The organism is Mycolicibacterium wolinskyi str. Jessa 2025 (genome assembly GCF_049241375.1).
Classification (GTDB): Bacteria; Actinomycetota; Actinomycetes; order Mycobacteriales; family Mycobacteriaceae; genus Mycobacterium; species Mycobacterium wolinskyi.
Window position 1 is genome coordinate 1537935 of sequence record NZ_CP185960.1, and the last position, 17022, is coordinate 1554956.

The following is a 17022-nucleotide window of genomic DNA, read 5'->3' on the forward strand; positions in this document are numbered from 1 at the left end:
TAGGGGCTTTCAACCCCAGACGTTTATCTACTAAGCTCGATAGTAGATGGACGGGCTGTGAATACCCGGCCCGTAGCTCTGGAGGTCGGTGTGGCACTGGATGTCTCCGCTATCGGTGAGCTTGAGGCCCGGCGTCCGTTCCCGGCGCGGATCGGCCCCAAGGGCAACTTGATCTACAAGCTGATCACGACCACCGATCACAAGCTGATCGGCATGATGTATTGCGTCGCGTGCTTTGCGTTCTTCCTCATCGGTGGGTTGATGGCGCTGTTCATGCGCACGGAGCTCGCTTCTCCCGGCTTGCAGTTCTTGTCGAACGAGCAGTTCAACCAGTTGTTCACGATGCACGGCACGGTGATGCTGCTGTTCTATGCCACCCCGATCGTGTTCGGGTTCGCGAACCTGGTGTTGCCGCTGCAGATCGGCGCTCCGGACGTGGCGTTCCCGCGGCTGAACGCCTTCTCGTTCTGGCTGTTCCTGTTCGGTGCGTTGATCGCCACCGCGGGCTTCGTCACCCCTGGTGGTGCTGCCGACTTCGGCTGGACCGCCTACTCGCCGCTGACGGACGCGATCCACTCGCCGGGTGCGGGTGCTGACCTGTGGATCATGGGTCTGGCCGTCGGTGGTCTGGGCACCATCCTCGGGGCGGTGAACATGATCACGACCGTGGTCTGCATGCGGGCTCCCGGTATGACGATGTTCCGGATGCCGATCTTCACCTGGAACATCCTGGTGACGTCGATCCTGGTGCTGTTGGCCTTTCCCATCTTGACGGCGGCCTTATTTGGCCTGGCCGCCGACCGCCATCTCGGCGCCCACGTCTATGACCCCGCCAATGGCGGTGTGCTGTTGTGGCAGCACTTGTTCTGGTTCTTCGGGCACCCCGAGGTGTACATCATCGCGTTGCCGTTCTTCGGCATCGTGAGTGAGATCTTCCCGGTGTTCAGCCGCAAGCCGATCTTCGGCTACACGACGCTGATCTACGCGACGCTGGGCATCGCGGCGCTGTCGGTGGCGGTGTGGGCGCACCACATGTACGCCACCGGTGCGGTGCTGTTGCCGTTCTTTTCGTTCATGACGTTCCTGATCGCCGTGCCCACGGGTATCAAGTTCTTTAACTGGATAGGCACGATGTGGAAGGGGCAGTTGACGTTCGAGACACCGATGCTGTTCTCGGTCGGCTTCATCATCACCTTCTTGTTGGGCGGTCTGTCCGGCGTGCTGCTGGCGAGTCCGCCGTTGGATTTCCAGGTGACGGATTCGTATTTCGTTGTGGCCCATTTTCATTACGTGCTCTTCGGCACCATCGTGTTCGCCACCTATGCGGGCATCTACTTCTGGTTCCCGAAGATGACGGGCCGGCTGCTCGACGAACGCCTGGGCAAGGTGCACTTCTGGCTGACGTTCATCGGCTTCCACACCACGTTCCTGGTGCAGCACTGGCTCGGCAATGAGGGGATGCCCCGGCGCTATGCGGACTACCTGCCCACCGATGGGTTCACCACGCTGAACATCATCTCGACGATCGGTGCTTTCATCCTGGGTGCGTCGACGCTGCCGTTCCTGTGGAATGTGTTCAAGAGCTGGCGCTACGGCGAGGTCGTCACGGTCGACGACCCCTGGGGCTTCGGCAACTCGCTGGAGTGGGCCACCAGCTGCCCACCGCCGCGGCACAACTTCACCGAGCTGCCCCGGATCCGTTCGGAGCGTCCGGCATTTGAGCTGCACTACCCGCACATGATCGAGCGGATGCGTCGAGAAGCGCACGTCGGCCGTGCCCACGGACCCGAAGACGGCGACGTGACGAGGATCGACGACGTCGAAGTCCGAAGCTGACCGGGTCGGACAAACAGGCGTGTGCCCCGCTAACGAGCGCATAGACATATGCGCATATATGCATGTATTGTGGGTTCGGTGACCGTGACGGGAGGTGTCGGGTGAGCGGCTTCGAGCATGCAGACGCGAAGGCCGTCGTCATTTTCGCCGACATGTCAGGCTACACCGCACTCAACCGAGGTCCATGGGGATCACCGCGCTGCGGAACTGGCAGATCAATTCGGCTCCATCGCGACGGAAGTCCTGGGCCCTGGCGATGCTCTCATCAAAACCATCGGCGATGCCGTCATGGTGACAGCGCCGGATGCCCACGCGGCTCTTGCCTATCTCACTCGTCTCGGCGAGGCGGCCCGTCGCACTCCCGGCTTCCCGTTGGTACGTGCCGGCCTCAGCGAAGGCCCGGTGATTTGGCGCCGCGGTGACATCTTTGGTGCCACGGTGAATACCGCAGCGCGCTTGGCTGGACTCGCCCACGGCGGACAAGTCGCGACGACACGCGACGTCGCCTCGCGTGCCTGTGTGCCTGCTGACCTCGTGAGGGACATCGGCTCGACCACCATCCGTAATGTGCGTGCGCCCGTCGATGTCGTCATCATCGACTCAGGGTCCAGCCACCAAGATCACGTCGACCCGGTCTGCCGCGTACACCTTTCGGCTGACGCCAGGCATTCAGCGGCGACGCATGAGGACCGCTTGTACTGGTTCTGTTCCCCGCTCTGTGCTGAGCAGTTTGTCCGGCGGCCGCAAACGTATGTGCCCGAGGGAGCTGCCGTCTCGGCCCTGCGTGACAACGCCGAATCTCCGTGTTGCTGAAACACCGCTGATCTTATCGACACACCGCGGTTGCGCCGCCGCTCACGGTGTTGTCCGTGCTACACCTACCTACGTACTGAAGCAGTAGAAGCGATGACAGGTCGGTGGCGTCGCGGCTGGAATCGAGTGGTGTAGTGGCTCAATCGTTCTGCTGGAGGTTGTTGGCGACCGTCGTCGCCGTGAGTGGATCCCTGACCGTGACCGCCGGTGTCCAGGCTCAGCCCGACACGAGCTCGTCCTGTGCCTCCGTTGATGTCCAATGTGTGTTGCGTGATCGCTTCGCCGCCGCTGAGCGATACATCGCCACCCGGCCAGGAACAGTAGGATTTGTCCTCCGGGATCGCGCGACGGGGGCTCGATATCGCAATGCCGAGGCCGGCACGCCGATCTGGACCGCGTCGACGATCAAGCTTGCGATGGTCGCTGACCTTCTTTCGCGCGAACAGGCTGGTGCCCTTCGCCTGCCCGCCGCCGACCGGCAGCAGATGGCCGACATGCTGCGCAGTTCTGATAACGCTGCGGCTGACGCGCTGTGGTCTCGCTACGGTGGTTCGATACAGGTGTTCAACACCAATTTCGCGCGCTATGGCATGCCAAACGTGCGACCACAGCCTGGTTTTGGTGATGTCTATCCGTACTGGGGATATCAGAAGGCAACTGCCGACGATTTCGACGGACTGATGAACTACGTCCTGACCAAGCTCACACCGGCGAACGCAGCCGCCGTCGTCGCCGAGATGCAACGCGTCGTCGGTGATCAGCAGTGGGGAGTGTGGGGAGCGGGAAAGGCCATGAATCCCGGGAGTAAGAACGGCTGGTCCCAGGAGGAAGGTGGATGGGTCGTCAACTCCGTTGGCTTCGCCGGACCACAGCAGCGATACACGTTGGCCATCATGAACTCACTCGGCGGCGAGGGCGGATACGAGGACGGGGTCACTACGACCACCGAACTCAGCCGAATTCTCTTGAGTCTTTAAACGGATCAGACGGGCGCCGCCATAGCGCCGACTACGACCCGCTCAGTTCCCGCCGATAGGGATCAAGGAGTTGGTCTACTGGCGCATAGTCATCGGTGAGCACCCGGGCATTACCGATCCACGTCGAGAGTTCGGCACCAGCTGTCGTGATCCACTGCGTCTGGCGGGTGTCCAAGATGCTCTGTATCGCGCGACGGTCCACGGGGCGATCAGAGGCCACTACGACCACATTCCCGCCGTTGGGTTCCGCCGAATTCATGCCGATGTCGTTGGGTTCACCGCTGAGGACGACATGGTCGAAAACCTCTGTGAGTGTGGCAACTTCAGCGCGGGCGAATGCCATGCTGCCGTAGTCGATAAGGTTTGCGACGTAGATGCCATCCTGCTTGAGGACCCGGCGTACGTCGGCAAGCGCCTCCACAGTAGTCAGATGCCACGGCACACTGACGCCGCCGAAGGCGTCACCGACGATCAGATCGCGGCTGTCGTCGGCAAGTTGTGCCAGCCCGCGCCTACCGTCCTCGACGCGGACCTCAATACCCGAGTCGGAAACCAATCCCAGCTGTTCGCGATCGATGTTCACCACACCACCGTCGATTTCCGAGACGAGGCTCTGGGTTCCCGGCCGTGAGTCGGCGAGGTACCGCGGGAATGTTAACCCGCCCCCACCGAGGTGGTGGGCCTGAAGCGGCTCGCCTGCCGGGAAGGCCCCGTCGACAACCGCTGCGAAGGCGCGGATGTACAGGAACTTCAACAGTGTCGGGTCCAGTACATCGACGTAGGAGTGACGCGCACCGTCGAGGACGAGCGTGCGGCCAGTGTTTCGTTCGGAGTCGGAAAGAACCCGGGCGCAATGGTATTTGGTCTCCACATCGCATCCGCCAGGAGCCGTATAGCCGGCCAGTCCGGCGCCGAAGACAGCGATGGTGAGCACGATGGCGGTCCTGGTGTTCCAGCGGCGTAGGCGCCATTCGATGAGAATGCCACCGAGAACCAGCAGGAGGCCGAGCCCGATGAGAATGACACTGACTGGCACTCGCGAAATGAACACGAACCCCGTGAGGACGGTGCCCGCGATAGCGCCCATCGTGCCTAGTCCGGAGAGTTGTCCCACGACGGTCCCGGTCTGCGCCAGGGTGAGCAGGCGCATCTTGGTCACCATCGGAGTCACCGCGGACAGCAGAGCGCCGGGCACCAGGATCGCCAGCGCAGCGACGAGCAGCAGCGTCGGAGGCGCCCATTCGGCCGCCATCCGAATTCCGGCCGGCGTGAACGCCACCACGGCGCCGGATACTCCCAGAGACAACCCGAGGTAGCGGCGAGGATCGCCGCGGTCAGCAAGCCGTCCTCCTGCCCAGGAGCCGAGAGCAATTGCTGCCAAAGCGATCCCGATAACCAGTGTGCTGGTCTCCAGCGTCAGCCCCAGGTAGGGCGCCAGCAACCGCAGCGCGGTGATCTCGACGACGAGCACCGCGGCCGACGAGGCGAATACAAGGACCGCCGCAGTCCGCGCACCGATGCCGGGTAGTGCCGCAGAGGAAGGAAGGTTAGCGCGATCGGGGTCGGGATCGTTCACGGCGTCAACGTCGGCATTTTTTCGTCAACGCTGATCGCGCCGTTCGCTGTTGCTGATCTCTAGCTGTTGTGGCGCTGAGGATTCAACCGCGGAGCAGCAGTCACACCCGTCATCTGGCGAGCCCTGAGGGGCAGGTTCGATCAGGGTCAACGGCAGCGATGAGCGTTGCGGTGCGACGACGGCAGGACCGCAGCACGCGTCAATGGGGGTAGGCGCCTGACCGATATTGAGGTGATGCGCTGCCGAGTTGTTAACGGGCGCCGCTGTCAACCCGGGCAATGATGGGGTGCGTGCAGCTCGAATTGCGTTTAGGATCACCAGAATTTCGGCAGCCTCATGGATGAACACCACGGTTGCTAGTCCGAGCACGCCGAACGCCGCCAACGGAATCAAAGACCCGATGATTGCCATCGAAAAGCCGATGTTCTGCACCATGATTCGCCGTGCACGGCGGGAATGGGCCAGGACCTGCGGGAGGTGGCGCAGGTCCTCACCCATCAGCGCGACATCAGCGGTCTCGATGGCGACGTCAGTGCCCATCGCCCCCATCGCGATCCCGATATCGGCAGTGGCCAAAGCTGGGGCGTCATTGACGCCATCTCCGACCATGGCGATGGGGCGACCGCGCGACAATTCGCCGAGCATTCGCGCCTTGTCCTCCGGCAGGAGCTCAGACTCGACTCTCGTGATCCCCGCATCCCTCGCAAGCGCCTTGGCGGTCAGCGCATTGTCGCCGGTGAGCATCGCCACCTCGATACCGATCTTGCTCAGCAGTCTCACCGCCTCGGGAGCTTCGGGGCGAAGCTCGTCGCGTACGGCGATCGCAGCCTGCGTTCGGCCGTCCCGTTCGAGCACCACCACGGTCGCGCCGGCACCCTGCATGCGGGCGACGTCATCGGCGAGGGAGAGCGGGGCTACCCAGCTGGGTTTACCGAGTCGCAGTTGCGCTCCGTCGATGCGGCCCTCGATGCCGTGGCCGGCGATCGCGGTGACGTCGGAAGCGGGCGGCACGTTGGTTGTGGCAGCCAAAATCGCTTGTGCGAGAGGGTGTTCGCTGCGTGATTCGAGGGCTGCAGCTGCCCGCAAAGCCTCCGATGCGGTCGTCCCTTCGACGGTGACGACCTCCACCACTTGAGGCTTGTTCCGCGTCAACGTCCCGGTTTTGTCCAGGGCGACGACTTTGATGCGCCCAAGTTCTTCGACCGCGGCGCCACCCTTGACAAGGGCCCCCTGGCGGCTGGCGGCACCGATGGCCGCCACCACCGTGAGAGGAACCGCAATGGCGAGCGCACACGGTGAGGCGGCGACCAGAACCACCAGCGCCCGCTCGATCCACAGCATCGGGTCACCCAGTAGCGCCCCGAGGGCCGCGATGGCTGCGGCCAGCGCCATGATGGCCGGAACCAGGGGGCGTGCGATCCGATCCGCCAGTCGTTGCCCGACGCCCTTGCGCTCCTGCGCTTCCTCGACGATATGAACGATGCGGGCAAGAGAACTGTCGGCGGCCAAGGCGGTGACCTTGACCTCGATCGCTCCACCTCCGTTGATCGCACCTGCGTAGACATCGCTGCCCGGGCCAGCCTCCACAGGGACGGATTCACCGGTGATGGCTGACAGATCGAGGCTGGTCCGGCCTGTAGTGATCGTTCCGTCGGTGGCGGCGCGTTCGCCCGGACGCAGGACCATGACATCACCAACGACGAGGTCCTCCGGCGACACCACCACTTCGTGACCGTCGCGGATGACAGAGGCCTGCGGAGGCACTAGTGACAACAGCGCGCGAAGACCCCGGCGGGTACGGGTAACGGCGTAGTGCTCCAGCCCCTCGGCGATCGAGAACAAGATGCCCAAGAGGGCCGCTTCTGCAATCTGGCCGAGAGCAATGGCGCCGATCGCGGCAATGGTCATCAGTGTCCCGACCCCGATGCGGCGGTGCCATGCGTTTCGAATCGCGTCGGGGACAAACGTCGATGCCGCGACGACCGCGGCGATCAGCTCGGTCGCCAACGCTATGCGCTCATAGCCGGCGGGCCCGATCAGCCAGCCGACGGCGAGCAGCGCCGCCGCGGCGGCTGACATTTGCAGTTCGCGGACCCGCCAGAGCCGTGCGGGCCCTGACTCTGGATCCTTCACGTCGGTCGCGCAGCATGCATCAGACATGATCAACCTCCTCGGCGCGTATCGGAGCCAGTACTGCCGCGGCGAGCTGGCGGCCACGTTCGGTCAGCCGGTACATCACCAGCTTGCCGCTGCGCCGCGAGGAGACCAGGCCGGCGATCTTCAACTGCCTCAGATGGTGGGAGACGAGATTCTGTGCCAACCCGACTACCCATGCCATGTCGCAGACGCACAGCTCGTCCCCGTTGCTCAACGCGGTCGCAATGGACAGACGTGTGGGATCGCCCAGGGCGCGGGACGCCGCGGCGGCGGACTCGACCGCCGCCAGGTTGGGGAGTGATGCGCGGATTGATTCCGCGTGAGGCAGATCGAGGCAGAGGAGATCGCAACTGTCCATTGACTCGGTCATCTCGACATACTAACGGACGTTGTAATGACTTTCTAGGGTGTGCGGTCCGACGAGGAATCCGGGTCAGTGGCTGAAGGATTGTGCAGACGTTGCAGAAAGGCGTTGTACGCCGCCAGGTCTTCATCATGGGTTCCGCCTTCGATGTCGTGCCGCACTGCCGTCTTCTCCTCGTCCCGCCGCCATCGAATGGCGAAGATCAGGACCGTCAACAGTGCGATGGGCTCCCCGTATGACCAGGCGAGGGCCCCGGCGACGGCCTGGTCTGCGACGGGATCGATGCCCCATTCCGGAGGCGGCGAAGCGAAGGTAGTCGTCAATGCCCGTGGCGCCATCATCAAGATCACGCCGATGAACACGTGCAGCGGCATCTCCAGGAAGATGTCGAAAAATCTGCCCAGGTTCGACTGCCGCACCGGAAGTGGATCCGCAGACAGGATTGGCACGATGAACAAGATTCCGGAAGCGAGGAAGAACGCTTCCAGGGCAGTGTGGCCGATCCACGACGACGCCACGACGTCGAAAAGGCTCGATAAGTACAGGCCGTAGTAGCTGAACAGGAATAGCGGGATCGTGACGCCGGGGTGTAGCAGGATCCGCGCAGCTCGGCTGCGCAATGCGCCGAGGGCGACGATGAGTGCGAACCGGCCAACACCGTGATGGGGCGTCGACCTGAGCAGCAAGGCCCCCGGGCTGCCCAGCACGAGCAGCGGCGGCACCAGGATCGACAGCGTCAGGTGCTGAAACATGAAGGCGCTGAAAAGCCGAAATCCGTATCCCTCGATCGCCAGCCCGGTGACCGCCGCCAGGGCGAGGCATCCGCAGAGGAAGCTCACCGTGCGCGGCCAGGGCCACGGCCGCTCCAGCCTGTGCAAGCGAAGTACACCAACAAGGTAAAGGGTGGCTGCCAGGGCGGCCAGCGCCGGGAACAGCGGGACGGCGGTCGGGTACCAACCGATCAACGTGCCGAGTGTGGGCGGCTCTAACGGGAGCGTGCCAAGGCCGTCAAACATGCGCGGCGAAGCCGGAGGACGTGGAATCGGCCACGCTGCAGCCTCCCGATCGCAATCTACTAACGAAGTACGTAGGACAGACGGTACCTGTCTGCGCTGGGATGTCGCACTGCGGTGTTGGACAAGAACTTGCCAGTGTTCGTAATGTTACTAACCTACGTAGTAGATACGTAGACATTCTGGTGAGGACACTCTTTGGGCGTTCGCAGTCACGGCGTGACGTGTTGGAGGCGGCAGTGAACGATTTCACCGAGATCGCCACCACTGGGCCGGTGGCGCTCGCCCTCCTGGTGTCTGTATTGGCGGGGTTAGTGTCGTTCGCATCGCCGTGTGTCGTGCCGTTGGTGCCGGGCTACCTCTCGTACTTGGCCGCGGTGGTCGGCGTCGATGACCGGTCGGCCGACCGCGCGTCCAGAAGCGCTCGACTCCGCGTGGCGGGGGCGGCCGCGCTGTTCGTTGCGGGATTCACCGCCGTCTTCCTGCTCGGAACGATCGCGATTCTCGGGCTGACGACGTCCGTCATCGCCAATCAGATTCTGCTGCAACGTATCGGCGGCGTCGTCACCATCCTCATGGGATTGGTGTTCATGGGGTTCGTCCCCACTTTCCAACGGGACATCAGATTCACCCCTCGATCCTTGTCCACGGTCGGCGGTGCCCCTCTGCTCGGAGCAGTCTTCGGTTTGGGGTGGACACCCTGTCTGGGGCCGACGCTCACCGGTGTCATCGCCGTAGCGTCGGCGACCCAAGGCGCGAACATTGCTCGCGGAATGGTGCTCGTCATCGCCTACTGCATGGGGCTCGGCATCCCATTTCTCTTGCTCGCCTTGGGTTCTGCGAGTGCAATACACGCTCTGAGTTGGCTGCGCGACCACACGCGCACCATCCAGATCGTCGGGGGAGTGATGCTCGTCGCGGTCGGTGCCGCGTTGGTGACCGGACTGTGGAATGAATTCGTCACGTGGGTCCGAGACGCATTCGTCACGAACACGACGTTGCCGATATGAAACGCGCTCGCGCCTTGGTGCGTAATACGTGGCGCACACTCACCTCGATGGGTACCGCACTGGCCCTGCTGTTTTTGTTGGCTCTTGCAGCGATTCCCGGGGCGTTGTGGCCGCAGCGCCCCGTCAGCCCGACGACCGTAGACCGCTACATCGCTGACAATCCGAATCTCGCCCCATGGCTTGACCGCTTGCAGATCTTCGACGTGTTCTCCAGCGTGTGGTTCACCTCGATCTATGTCCTGCTCTTCGTATCGCTAATCGGCTGCCTGGTGCCGCGGTTAATCGATCACGCGCGCAGTCTTCGCGCCACGCCCGTGCGCGCTCCGCGCAACCTCAGCCGACTCCCCAAACATCAGAACCCCGCTGTTATAGGGGATCCGCAGACGGTCGCCGACGAGATGTCGCGCCGACTCCGCGGGTGGCGCACCGTCTTACGCAGAGACGGCGATGTTCTAGAGCTATCCGCGGAACGCGGCTATCTGCGCGAAGCGGGGAACCTCGTCTTTCATTTCTCGCTGATCGGCCTCCTGGTCGCGATGGCAGCGGGCAAACTCTTTGCCTACGAGGGAAACGCCATCGTGATCGCTGACGGACGGCCCGGGTTGTGCTCAGCGTCGCCCGCCGCGTTCGACGCGTTCCGGCCAGGAACTACCGTTGACGGCACATCGCTCTATCCGATCTGTCTGAGAGTCAACAACTTCGACGCCGAGTTTCAACCCAGCGGTCAGGCGACCTCATTTTCCGCGGACGTCGAGTATCAGGCGGACGAAGACCTTATCAACGGCACCTGGCGGTCCTACCCGCTACGGGTCAACTACCCCCTTCGGGTCGGCGACGTTCGTGTCTACCTCCTGGGGCATGGCTACGCGCCAACCTTCACGGTCGTCTTCCCCGACGGGCAAGAACGAACCCAGACATTGCAATGGCAGCCCGAAGAGCTGCAGACGCTGTTGTCCGCGGGCGCACTGAGATTCGATCCTCCGGCCGGTACGTTCCCTGATCCTGGCGAGCGACGCAAGAACCAGATCGCGATTGAAGGGCTTCTCGCGCCTACGCAGCAGCGCGACGGCACGCTCTTGTCGTCAGCATTCCCGGCCGCGAATGACCCCGCAGTGGCTATCGACATTTACAAAGGTGACACGGGGCTCGACACCGGTAGGCCGCAATCAATCTTCGCGCTCGACAGACGCATGATCGACCAGGGCCGCCTCGTCCGGATGGCGCGCGTCAATCTGAGTCTCGGAGAGCAAACGCGACTCGACGATGGCACCATCATCAGATTCGACGCCGTCACAGATTTCGTGAGCCTCCAGGTCTCCTACGACCCGGCGCAGGTTTGGGTGCTGGTCTTCGCCATCACGATGATGGGGGGACTTCTGGTGTCGCTGGTCGTCAGACGCCGACGATTGTGGATCAAGATCCGGCAGGGACTGGATTCGGAGCACGCCGAGGTCGAGATGGGGGGATTGGCGCGCACCGACAACGCGGGCTGGGGCGAGGAATTCGATCGACTCGTGGAACGGGTGACGGCCATGCCGGCGGATACCCGCACTCCTGCAGTCGCTGAGCGACGCTCGCTGACGTAGAAACATATAGACATATGCGAATGTCACTATGTATGGTGTGGTGAACACGGAAGGGCAAAACAGCATGAGCACGTCGTCACGGTGGACGCGGAACAGACTGAAGTTTCTCCTCGCCGGGCCATTGCTGGAGGCCGGCAATCGGTTCATGCTCGGTCGCCCGCACCAGCGCCTCGCCCAGGAGGTCGCGGCCGAGCGGCCGCGCAGAGTGCTCGAGCTTTGTGGCGGTACCGGCTACGCGTCACGGTTGGTCGCCGAGCTCAGGCCCAATACAAGAATTGATTCGATTGACATCTCGCCGGAAATGCTCGCCGTCGGCCGCTCTCAACTGCGGCGCAGCGGAGTTGGCAACGTCACACTTCACCGAGGAGATGCTGCGATACTCCCATTCCCCGACAACACCTTCGACGTGGTGATGAGTGTCTTCGGCTGGCATGAATTACCCACGGATACCCGCCGCGAGGCAGTCAAGGAGTCCGTTCGGGTGCTTCGACCCGGTGGCGCCATTATCGCGATCGATCACGACGCGCCGCCCAAACTTGGCCGGGCTTATCGGGCGTACATCGGACTGATTGAGCGCGCGCATGCGCGAGAGGTTCTGGGGAGCGGCCTTGCGGATCTGTTCGTCGACCATCGCCTCGTCGTCACTAACCATCACCCTGCCAGCAGCTGGTCCGTGCCGTTTCAGATCGTCCGCGCCGAACTTCGCGACCCGCGAATGAATTGAGTCGTACAGAGGAATGGCAAGCAAGCGACTTTCACCGAAAGGCGGCAGACACCATGATTCGACCCTCAGCTCACGTTCGTGAACTGTATGACCGAGAGATGGGCTCGGCCAGAGCAGCGGCTTCAACCGATGACCGCTGGCTGCACCTAGAACGTGCTCACATCGTGTCGCAGCCCTACCCCTGGCTTCACACGCGCAACCACGCTGCGATGCTGTATCTCGCGGTGTGCCAGCGGGATAGGCGCGAAGCACTCGGACAACTGCTCCGGGTGACCGTGGCGGCGCCAGGCTCGCTGAGCGGGCGCTATCCTCCGGGAAACACCGGCCGGGCCACCGTCGGCCTGATGACTCCCATGGCGATTCCGCCCGACCTGATGGCGGAACTATCGGGACGAGCGACGAACCGCCATCCGGCAACGGCGTTGGAGCCGCCAAGCAACCGTTAGGTAAGGCGTCTTTGAGTTCGGTTCTATTCGCGGTCTGCCTCAGTGCCGGAACGCTGGTGCTGGGTTTGGTGGCATTCGGACCATTGACCATGCTGATCTTCACTGTGGGATTCGCCGGCGGGTTGGTGTTATGGCTGGTGACACCATCCAACGGAAACTGGGCCGATGTGAAGGCGCCATACTGGATCGCGTTGTTCTTGTTTGTCCTCCACCGCGTCGAGGAGAAACAGTTCGGCTTCTTCGACTTCCTATCGAATGTCACTGGGGCCAGCAAACCTTCGACACTGTCGCCGACGGTCCTTGCGTTGGTGATCGTTTCGGTCGGCGCGTGGTCATTGATCCCGCCGTTGATGAAGCGCGAGAGCCCATTCGGAACTTATCTCGCGTGGACGTTCTTCACTTCCATGGGCATCACCGAGTTGGCCCATTACCTCGTCTTTCCGTGGTTGAACGATCGCGTGTTCGCCTATGTTCCTGGCATGTGGACGGTAATCGTGCTTGCTCCGGTCGCTTGGTGGGGCATGAAGCGACTGGCGCTCGGACGCCGATGATCGTCACCATGGTAGAACTATCTACGTAGATACACCGTAGATCGCTCCGCGTGCGAAGTGCTACGGAGCGAAAGGAAACGCACCATGAACCCAATGACGCGAATTTTGCTGACCGCCTTCCTCGCCATAACGGTCGCCATTGGCGCGGGTGTGTACTTCTCGACCCGGGACGGGGGATCTGCACCGACGTCGCAGGCAGAAGGCGGGCCGCAGGTGGTCCGCGAGAATAGCCATCGCCTGAGCTCGGCTCCGGACAGCGATGTGACGTTTGTCGAGTTCCTCGACTTCGAGTGTGAAGGCTGCCGCGCAGCCTTCCCTGCCGTTGAACAACTGCGCACCCAATATGGCCAGCAAGTCAACTTCGTTGCGCGCTACTTCCCGATGCCCGGCCATTTCAACGGAGAGCGAGCAGCCCGCGCAGTCGAGGCGGCCGCCCAGCAGGGCCAGTTTGAGGCTATGTACAAGAAGATGTTCGAGACGCAAGACCAGTGGGGCGAGAAGCAGGTACCGGCTGACGACGTATTTCGCGGATTCGCAACGGAACTCGGCCTCGACATGGCCGCGTGGGACGAAGCCTACAACGCGCAGGCCACGCTCGATCGGATCCAAGAGGATGTCGCAGACGGCACGGCACTCGGCGTCCAGGGCACACCCACCTTCTTCCTCAACGGCGAGCAACTGCAGATCCAAACTTATGCAGACCTCGGCACCGCGATCAAGGAGGCACTCTCTAAATAGAACCAGCTCGGGATGCAGTTCACGCGTGATCAGCTGGTCCGCGCCACCGTGGGAATGCCGTGGAACACCTTTCTGATGCCGCGACGCTTAGAGAGCTAGCATGCCCGGCGCTGCGCAGCCTCCTAGGGATGACGACCGTCGACCCGCTGACGTCCGTCTGTCGGTAATTGAGGAAGATCCGCCTGGTGCAGTAGCTGCGGCGCCTTATTTTGCTCAGGGGTGTAGGGGCAGTATTGAGTTGCCACGTAAAGCTGCCGTTCGACGGGTTGATGTCAAGGCCGTGGATGTGCACCATTCCAGTAACAACCCGAGGTTCAGGCTACGTAAGTCAATAATAGAGGGGCGGTTTTCGGCTACCGCGTGACGCGGCAGTGGGTAGCTCGAACACTTCTTCGCAGCTGGAAACGTCTTCATCAAATCTTCATCGGATCACGAGCCGACCCATACCCGGCTTGCCGACGCTTGAGTGCGGCGGCGCGAGGGCGTGCCGTTGAGGCACGGTGTCACGACGATGTTCGAGGAAGGATGTGCGATGCAGCACAAGCGTTTTGGATTCGGGGTTGCGGCGCTTGCGGTGTCGGCCCTGTTTATCAGCGGCTGTTCGAATGCGGGAAACGAGTCTCCGTCATCGATGAGCAGCACCTCGGCAGCAGCGTCGGCGTCGGCTTCGCCCAGTACTGCTAGCCGCGACGCTGCCCATAACGATGCTGACGTGACGTTCGCTCAGGGCATGATCCCGCACCATCAGCAGGCGATCGAGATGAGCGACATGCTGCTCGGCAAGCAGGGAGTTGATCCTGCCGTAGTGTCACTCGCCAACGAGATTAAGAACGCTCAGGGTCCTGAGATCGAACAGATGCAGGGCTGGCTGCAGGACTGGGGAGCCTCCTCGTCGACAACTGCTTCCACCACCGCCGCAATGCCCGGCCATGACATGCCCGGCCATCAAATGCCCAGCGGAGACGCGGGTGACATGCCGGGCATGAGCGGCGGGGGTATGGGCATGATGTCGGAGGCCGATATGGCTGCACTTCAGAACGCGCAAGGCGCTGAGGCAAGCCGACTCTTTTTGACGCAGATGATCGAGCATCACAAGGGCGCGATCATGATGGCGCAGCAGGAAGTTGACAACGGCAAGTTCCCGGCGGCGGTCGAGATGGCGCGCAACATCGTGTCTTCTCAGCAAGCGGAGATCGACACGATGCAGGGAATGTTGGACAAGTAGCGCGGAGGGGGCACTCGTCAGGGACGCGTTGAGTCAGCCGTCGCAGGGTGGTGCTCGCTGCGTATCGGGGTGATGGGCAGGGCGATGGTGAATGTTGCGCCGGCGCCGGGTCCAGCGCTGGCTACCGAGATGGATCCGCCGTGGGCTTCGATGAGCGCTTTGGCGATGGCGAGACCTAATCCGGCGCCGCCGTGCTCGCGGTCGCGGGCGGTGTCTGCCCGGTAGAACCGTTCGAACACTCGGGTGACGTGCTTGGCGGGGATCCCTTCTCCGGTGTCAGCGACAGCGATTTTTACTCGGTCGCCGTCACGAAGACAATGAAGGTGTACCGACCCGCCGGGCGGTGTGTGCCGTAGCGCGTTCTCCAACAGGTTCCCCAACACTTGAGACAGTCGTTGTTCGTCGGCCCACAGCGGCGGCAGCGGTTGCTGGAGGTGTACGTGCAGTCTGACCCCCTTGGTGTCATAGCGTTCTTGTGCTGCTGCGACGCACTGGCGGGTTAGGCGGTCCACGTCGAGGGAGGCGTAGGACATAGACACCGCACTTTCCTCCGCCTTCGCCAGCGCGGCGACGTCATCGGAGAATCGCACCAGCCGACGGGTTTGGTCGCGCAGCATGGCTGCTGTCTGGGGTGTCAAGGAGCGCACACCGTCTTCGAGTGCCTCGATGTAGGCCTCGAGTACTGCCACGGGTGTGCGGATCTCGTGCGCGAGGTCTCCGAACAGTTGCTGCCGTGTCGAATCGACGGCTTGAAGCCGGGAGGCCATTTGGTTGAATGCGGTTGCGAGGGCGTCGAAGTCATCGCCGAGGCGCGGCGGTGACACGCGGATGTCGTAGTTCCCTTCAGCGACATCGGTGGCCGCGGCGGCGACTTCGGTGACGGAGCGTTGGAGGCGTCGACTGACGTAGAAGCTGACCGCGAGGGCGGCCAGTGCTGACACCGCTAGGGCGCCTCCGATGGAGATGACCGTTGCGTAGCCGTAGGCCTCTTCGGCGTGGACTTCTTCCAGGGAGTCCATCGGGACACCGGCGCGGTGGAGGTGTTCGCGGAACAGCGGTGGGCCGACCACGGCAGCGACCACCGCGGTCGTCGCCGTTCCGGCCGCCAGCACGATGGCTTGGGCCGCCAGGAGTCGCAGGCCGATACCGGGACGGCCCGGCCGTCGACGCCGGCGAGGGGTCGACGTAGGTGGGGGAGTCACTGTCCGGTTCCCATCCGGTATCCGACACCTCGAACCGTGGCGATGTAGCGGGGGCGTGCGGCGTCGTCGCCGAGTTTGCGTCGTAAGTGTCCGATGTGGACGTCGACGAGGTGTTCGTTGCCGACCCAGGGTTCGTCGCGGATTATTTCGAGAAGTTGTCGGCGGCTCAGCACGATTCCTGGCCGCGCGGACAGGGCTTCGAGAATGTCGAATTCGGTGCGGGTCAACAGGATTAGTTCGTCGTCGATATGTACCTCACGGGCGGCGACGTCGATGCTCAGTGCGCCGAAGCGGCGCGGCGGGGCTGTCTCTCGTTCGGCGGGTGCGGCGGCTGTTTGCAGGATGCGGGGTCGCCGCAGCATGGCGCGGATGCGCGCTACCAGCTCGCGGGGACTGAAGGGTTTGGTGATGTAGTCGTCGGCGCCGATGGTGAGGCCGAGCACGGTATCGAGTTCGGTGTCACGGGCGGTGAGCATGACGACGTAGGCGTCGGAGAAGGTCCGCAATTGCCGGCAGACCTCGAGTCCGTCGATGCCGGGTAGGCCGAGGTCGAGGATGACGACATCGGGATCCAGGTCGCGTGCGACGGCGATTGCGTCGACACCGTTGCCGGCGACGACGGCTTCGAACTGCTCGCGTTCGAGGTAGCTGGCTACCACTTCGGCTAGGGGGAGTTCGTCGTCGACGACCAGCGCGCGGTATCCCTTCGCGCTCTCAGGCGCGCCCAGGTGGTGGTGCTGCATGTCCCATATGGTGCCTGCTGGTGCGCCCGTAACGAGGCGTGGCTGCCCGAGCGGCTCGATC

General features: G+C 63.0%; 16 protein-coding genes. 9 read left to right on the top strand and 7 right to left on the bottom strand.

What is annotated here, in order from left to right; translation table 11 throughout:
* The first annotated feature begins 90 nt into the window (after positions 1 to 90).
* Positions 91 to 1836 (top strand): aa3-type cytochrome oxidase subunit I, encoded by a 1746-nt coding sequence (ctaD, locus tag ACOI2T_RS07730; protein WP_024444624.1) that lies wholly within the window; start codon positions 91 to 93, stop codon positions 1834 to 1836.
* Positions 1837 to 2007: 171 nt separating this feature from the next.
* On the opposite strand, the gene ACOI2T_RS07735 is transcribed toward ctaD, so the two are convergent.
* Complete coding sequence (locus ACOI2T_RS07735; RefSeq protein ID WP_234814211.1) at positions 2008 to 2319, bottom strand: hypothetical protein; 312 nt, start codon at positions 2317 to 2319, stop codon at positions 2008 to 2010.
* Positions 2320 to 2846: 527 nt separating this feature from the next.
* On the opposite strand from ACOI2T_RS07735, the gene ACOI2T_RS07740 reads away from it, so the two are divergent.
* Entirely contained in the window at positions 2847 to 3626 is a 780-nt protein-coding gene (locus ACOI2T_RS07740; RefSeq protein ID WP_036463938.1) for a serine hydrolase, read from the top strand.
* Positions 3627 to 3657: 31 nt separating this feature from the next.
* Here the strand turns inward: ACOI2T_RS07740 and ACOI2T_RS07745 are convergent, their stop codons facing one another.
* The 4 genes from ACOI2T_RS07745 to ACOI2T_RS07760 are packed head-to-tail and all read right to left on the bottom strand — an operon-like array spanning position 3658 to position 8739.
* On the bottom strand, positions 3658 to 5202 hold the full coding sequence (locus ACOI2T_RS07745) for a fused MFS/spermidine synthase (RefSeq protein WP_064280687.1): 1545 nt from the start codon (positions 5200 to 5202) through the stop codon (positions 3658 to 3660).
* 24 nt (positions 5203 to 5226) lie between these two features.
* Positions 5227 to 7362, bottom strand: coding sequence for a heavy metal translocating P-type ATPase (locus ACOI2T_RS07750; protein ID WP_409506449.1), 2136 nt, complete (start codon positions 7360 to 7362; stop codon positions 5227 to 5229).
* Positions 7355 to 7729, bottom strand: coding sequence for an ArsR/SmtB family transcription factor (locus tag ACOI2T_RS07755; RefSeq protein WP_024444619.1), 375 nt, complete (start codon positions 7727 to 7729; stop codon positions 7355 to 7357). Before ACOI2T_RS07755 ends, ACOI2T_RS07750 begins: the two co-directional genes overlap by 8 nt.
* Positions 7730 to 7761: 32 nt before the next feature.
* Complete coding sequence (locus ACOI2T_RS07760; RefSeq protein ID WP_024444618.1) at positions 7762 to 8739, bottom strand: cytochrome c oxidase assembly protein; 978 nt, start codon at positions 8737 to 8739, stop codon at positions 7762 to 7764.
* Between the two features lie 236 nt (positions 8740 to 8975).
* Here ACOI2T_RS07760 and ACOI2T_RS07765 point away from each other — a divergent pair, with 236 nt between their 5' ends.
* From ACOI2T_RS07765 to ACOI2T_RS07795, 7 genes are all read left to right on the top strand, one after another.
* Positions 8976 to 9746 carry a cytochrome c biogenesis CcdA family protein gene (locus tag ACOI2T_RS07765; protein WP_024444617.1) on the top strand — a complete coding sequence of 257 codons (771 nt, stop codon included), beginning with the start codon at positions 8976 to 8978 and terminating at the stop codon, positions 9744 to 9746.
* A gap of 47 nt (positions 9747 to 9793) precedes the next feature.
* Positions 9794 to 11332, top strand: a complete 1539-nt coding sequence (gene resB, locus ACOI2T_RS07770) for a cytochrome c biogenesis protein ResB (protein ID WP_409506450.1) — start codon at positions 9794 to 9796, stop codon at positions 11330 to 11332.
* A gap of 37 nt (positions 11333 to 11369) precedes the next feature.
* On the top strand, positions 11370 to 12056 hold the full coding sequence (locus ACOI2T_RS07775) for a class I SAM-dependent methyltransferase (protein ID WP_234788711.1): 687 nt from the start codon (positions 11370 to 11372) through the stop codon (positions 12054 to 12056).
* Positions 12057 to 12109: 53 nt separating this feature from the next.
* A complete protein-coding gene (locus tag ACOI2T_RS07780; protein ID WP_024444614.1) occupies positions 12110 to 12502 on the top strand; it encodes a DUF3703 domain-containing protein in 393 nt (130 codons plus the stop codon).
* A gap of 11 nt (positions 12503 to 12513) precedes the next feature.
* Positions 12514 to 13053: an HXXEE domain-containing protein gene (locus ACOI2T_RS07785; protein WP_318264063.1), complete on the top strand. Its 540-nt coding sequence runs from the start codon at positions 12514 to 12516 to the stop codon at positions 13051 to 13053.
* An 84-nt stretch (positions 13054 to 13137) separates the two neighbouring features.
* Complete coding sequence (locus ACOI2T_RS07790; protein WP_024444612.1) at positions 13138 to 13791, top strand: DsbA family protein; 654 nt, start codon at positions 13138 to 13140, stop codon at positions 13789 to 13791.
* Between the two features lie 532 nt (positions 13792 to 14323).
* Positions 14324 to 15016: a DUF305 domain-containing protein gene (locus tag ACOI2T_RS07795; protein ID WP_024444611.1), complete on the top strand. Its 693-nt coding sequence runs from the start codon at positions 14324 to 14326 to the stop codon at positions 15014 to 15016.
* Positions 15017 to 15033: 17 nt separating this feature from the next.
* Here the strand turns inward: ACOI2T_RS07795 and ACOI2T_RS07800 are convergent, their stop codons facing one another.
* Together ACOI2T_RS07800 and ACOI2T_RS07805 are read right to left on the bottom strand one after the other, a co-directional pair.
* Positions 15034 to 16218, bottom strand: coding sequence for a sensor histidine kinase (locus ACOI2T_RS07800; RefSeq protein ID WP_024444610.1), 1185 nt, complete (start codon positions 16216 to 16218; stop codon positions 15034 to 15036).
* Entirely contained in the window at positions 16215 to 16961 is a 747-nt protein-coding gene (locus ACOI2T_RS07805; RefSeq protein WP_024444609.1) for a response regulator, read from the bottom strand. Before ACOI2T_RS07805 ends, ACOI2T_RS07800 begins: the two co-directional genes overlap by 4 nt.
* Positions 16962 to 17022: the final 61 nt, after the last annotated feature.

What these genes read in the sequence shown, in the direction of transcription:
- ACOI2T_RS07780 (WP_024444614.1), top strand. Translation starts at nt 12,110, where the DNA reads ATGATTCGACCCTCAGCTCACGTTCGTGAACTGTATGACCGAGAGATG.
- ACOI2T_RS07790 (WP_024444612.1), top strand. Translation starts at nt 13,138, where the DNA reads ATGAACCCAATGACGCGAATTTTGCTGACCGCCTTCCTCGCCATAACG.
- ACOI2T_RS07750 (WP_409506449.1), bottom strand. Translation starts at nt 7,362, where the DNA reads ATGTCTGATGCATGCTGCGCGACCGACGTGAAGGATCCAGAGTCAGGG.
- resB (WP_409506450.1), top strand. Translation starts at nt 9,794, where the DNA reads ATGGGTACCGCACTGGCCCTGCTGTTTTTGTTGGCTCTTGCAGCGATT.
- ACOI2T_RS07805 (WP_024444609.1), bottom strand. Translation starts at nt 16,961, where the DNA reads ATGCAGCACCACCACCTGGGCGCGCCTGAGAGCGCGAAGGGATACCGC.
- ACOI2T_RS07755 (WP_024444619.1), bottom strand. Translation starts at nt 7,729, where the DNA reads ATGACCGAGTCAATGGACAGTTGCGATCTCCTCTGCCTCGATCTGCCT.
- ACOI2T_RS07795 (WP_024444611.1), top strand. Translation starts at nt 14,324, where the DNA reads ATGCAGCACAAGCGTTTTGGATTCGGGGTTGCGGCGCTTGCGGTGTCG.
- ACOI2T_RS07760 (WP_024444618.1), bottom strand. Translation starts at nt 8,739, where the DNA reads ATGTTTGACGGCCTTGGCACGCTCCCGTTAGAGCCGCCCACACTCGGC.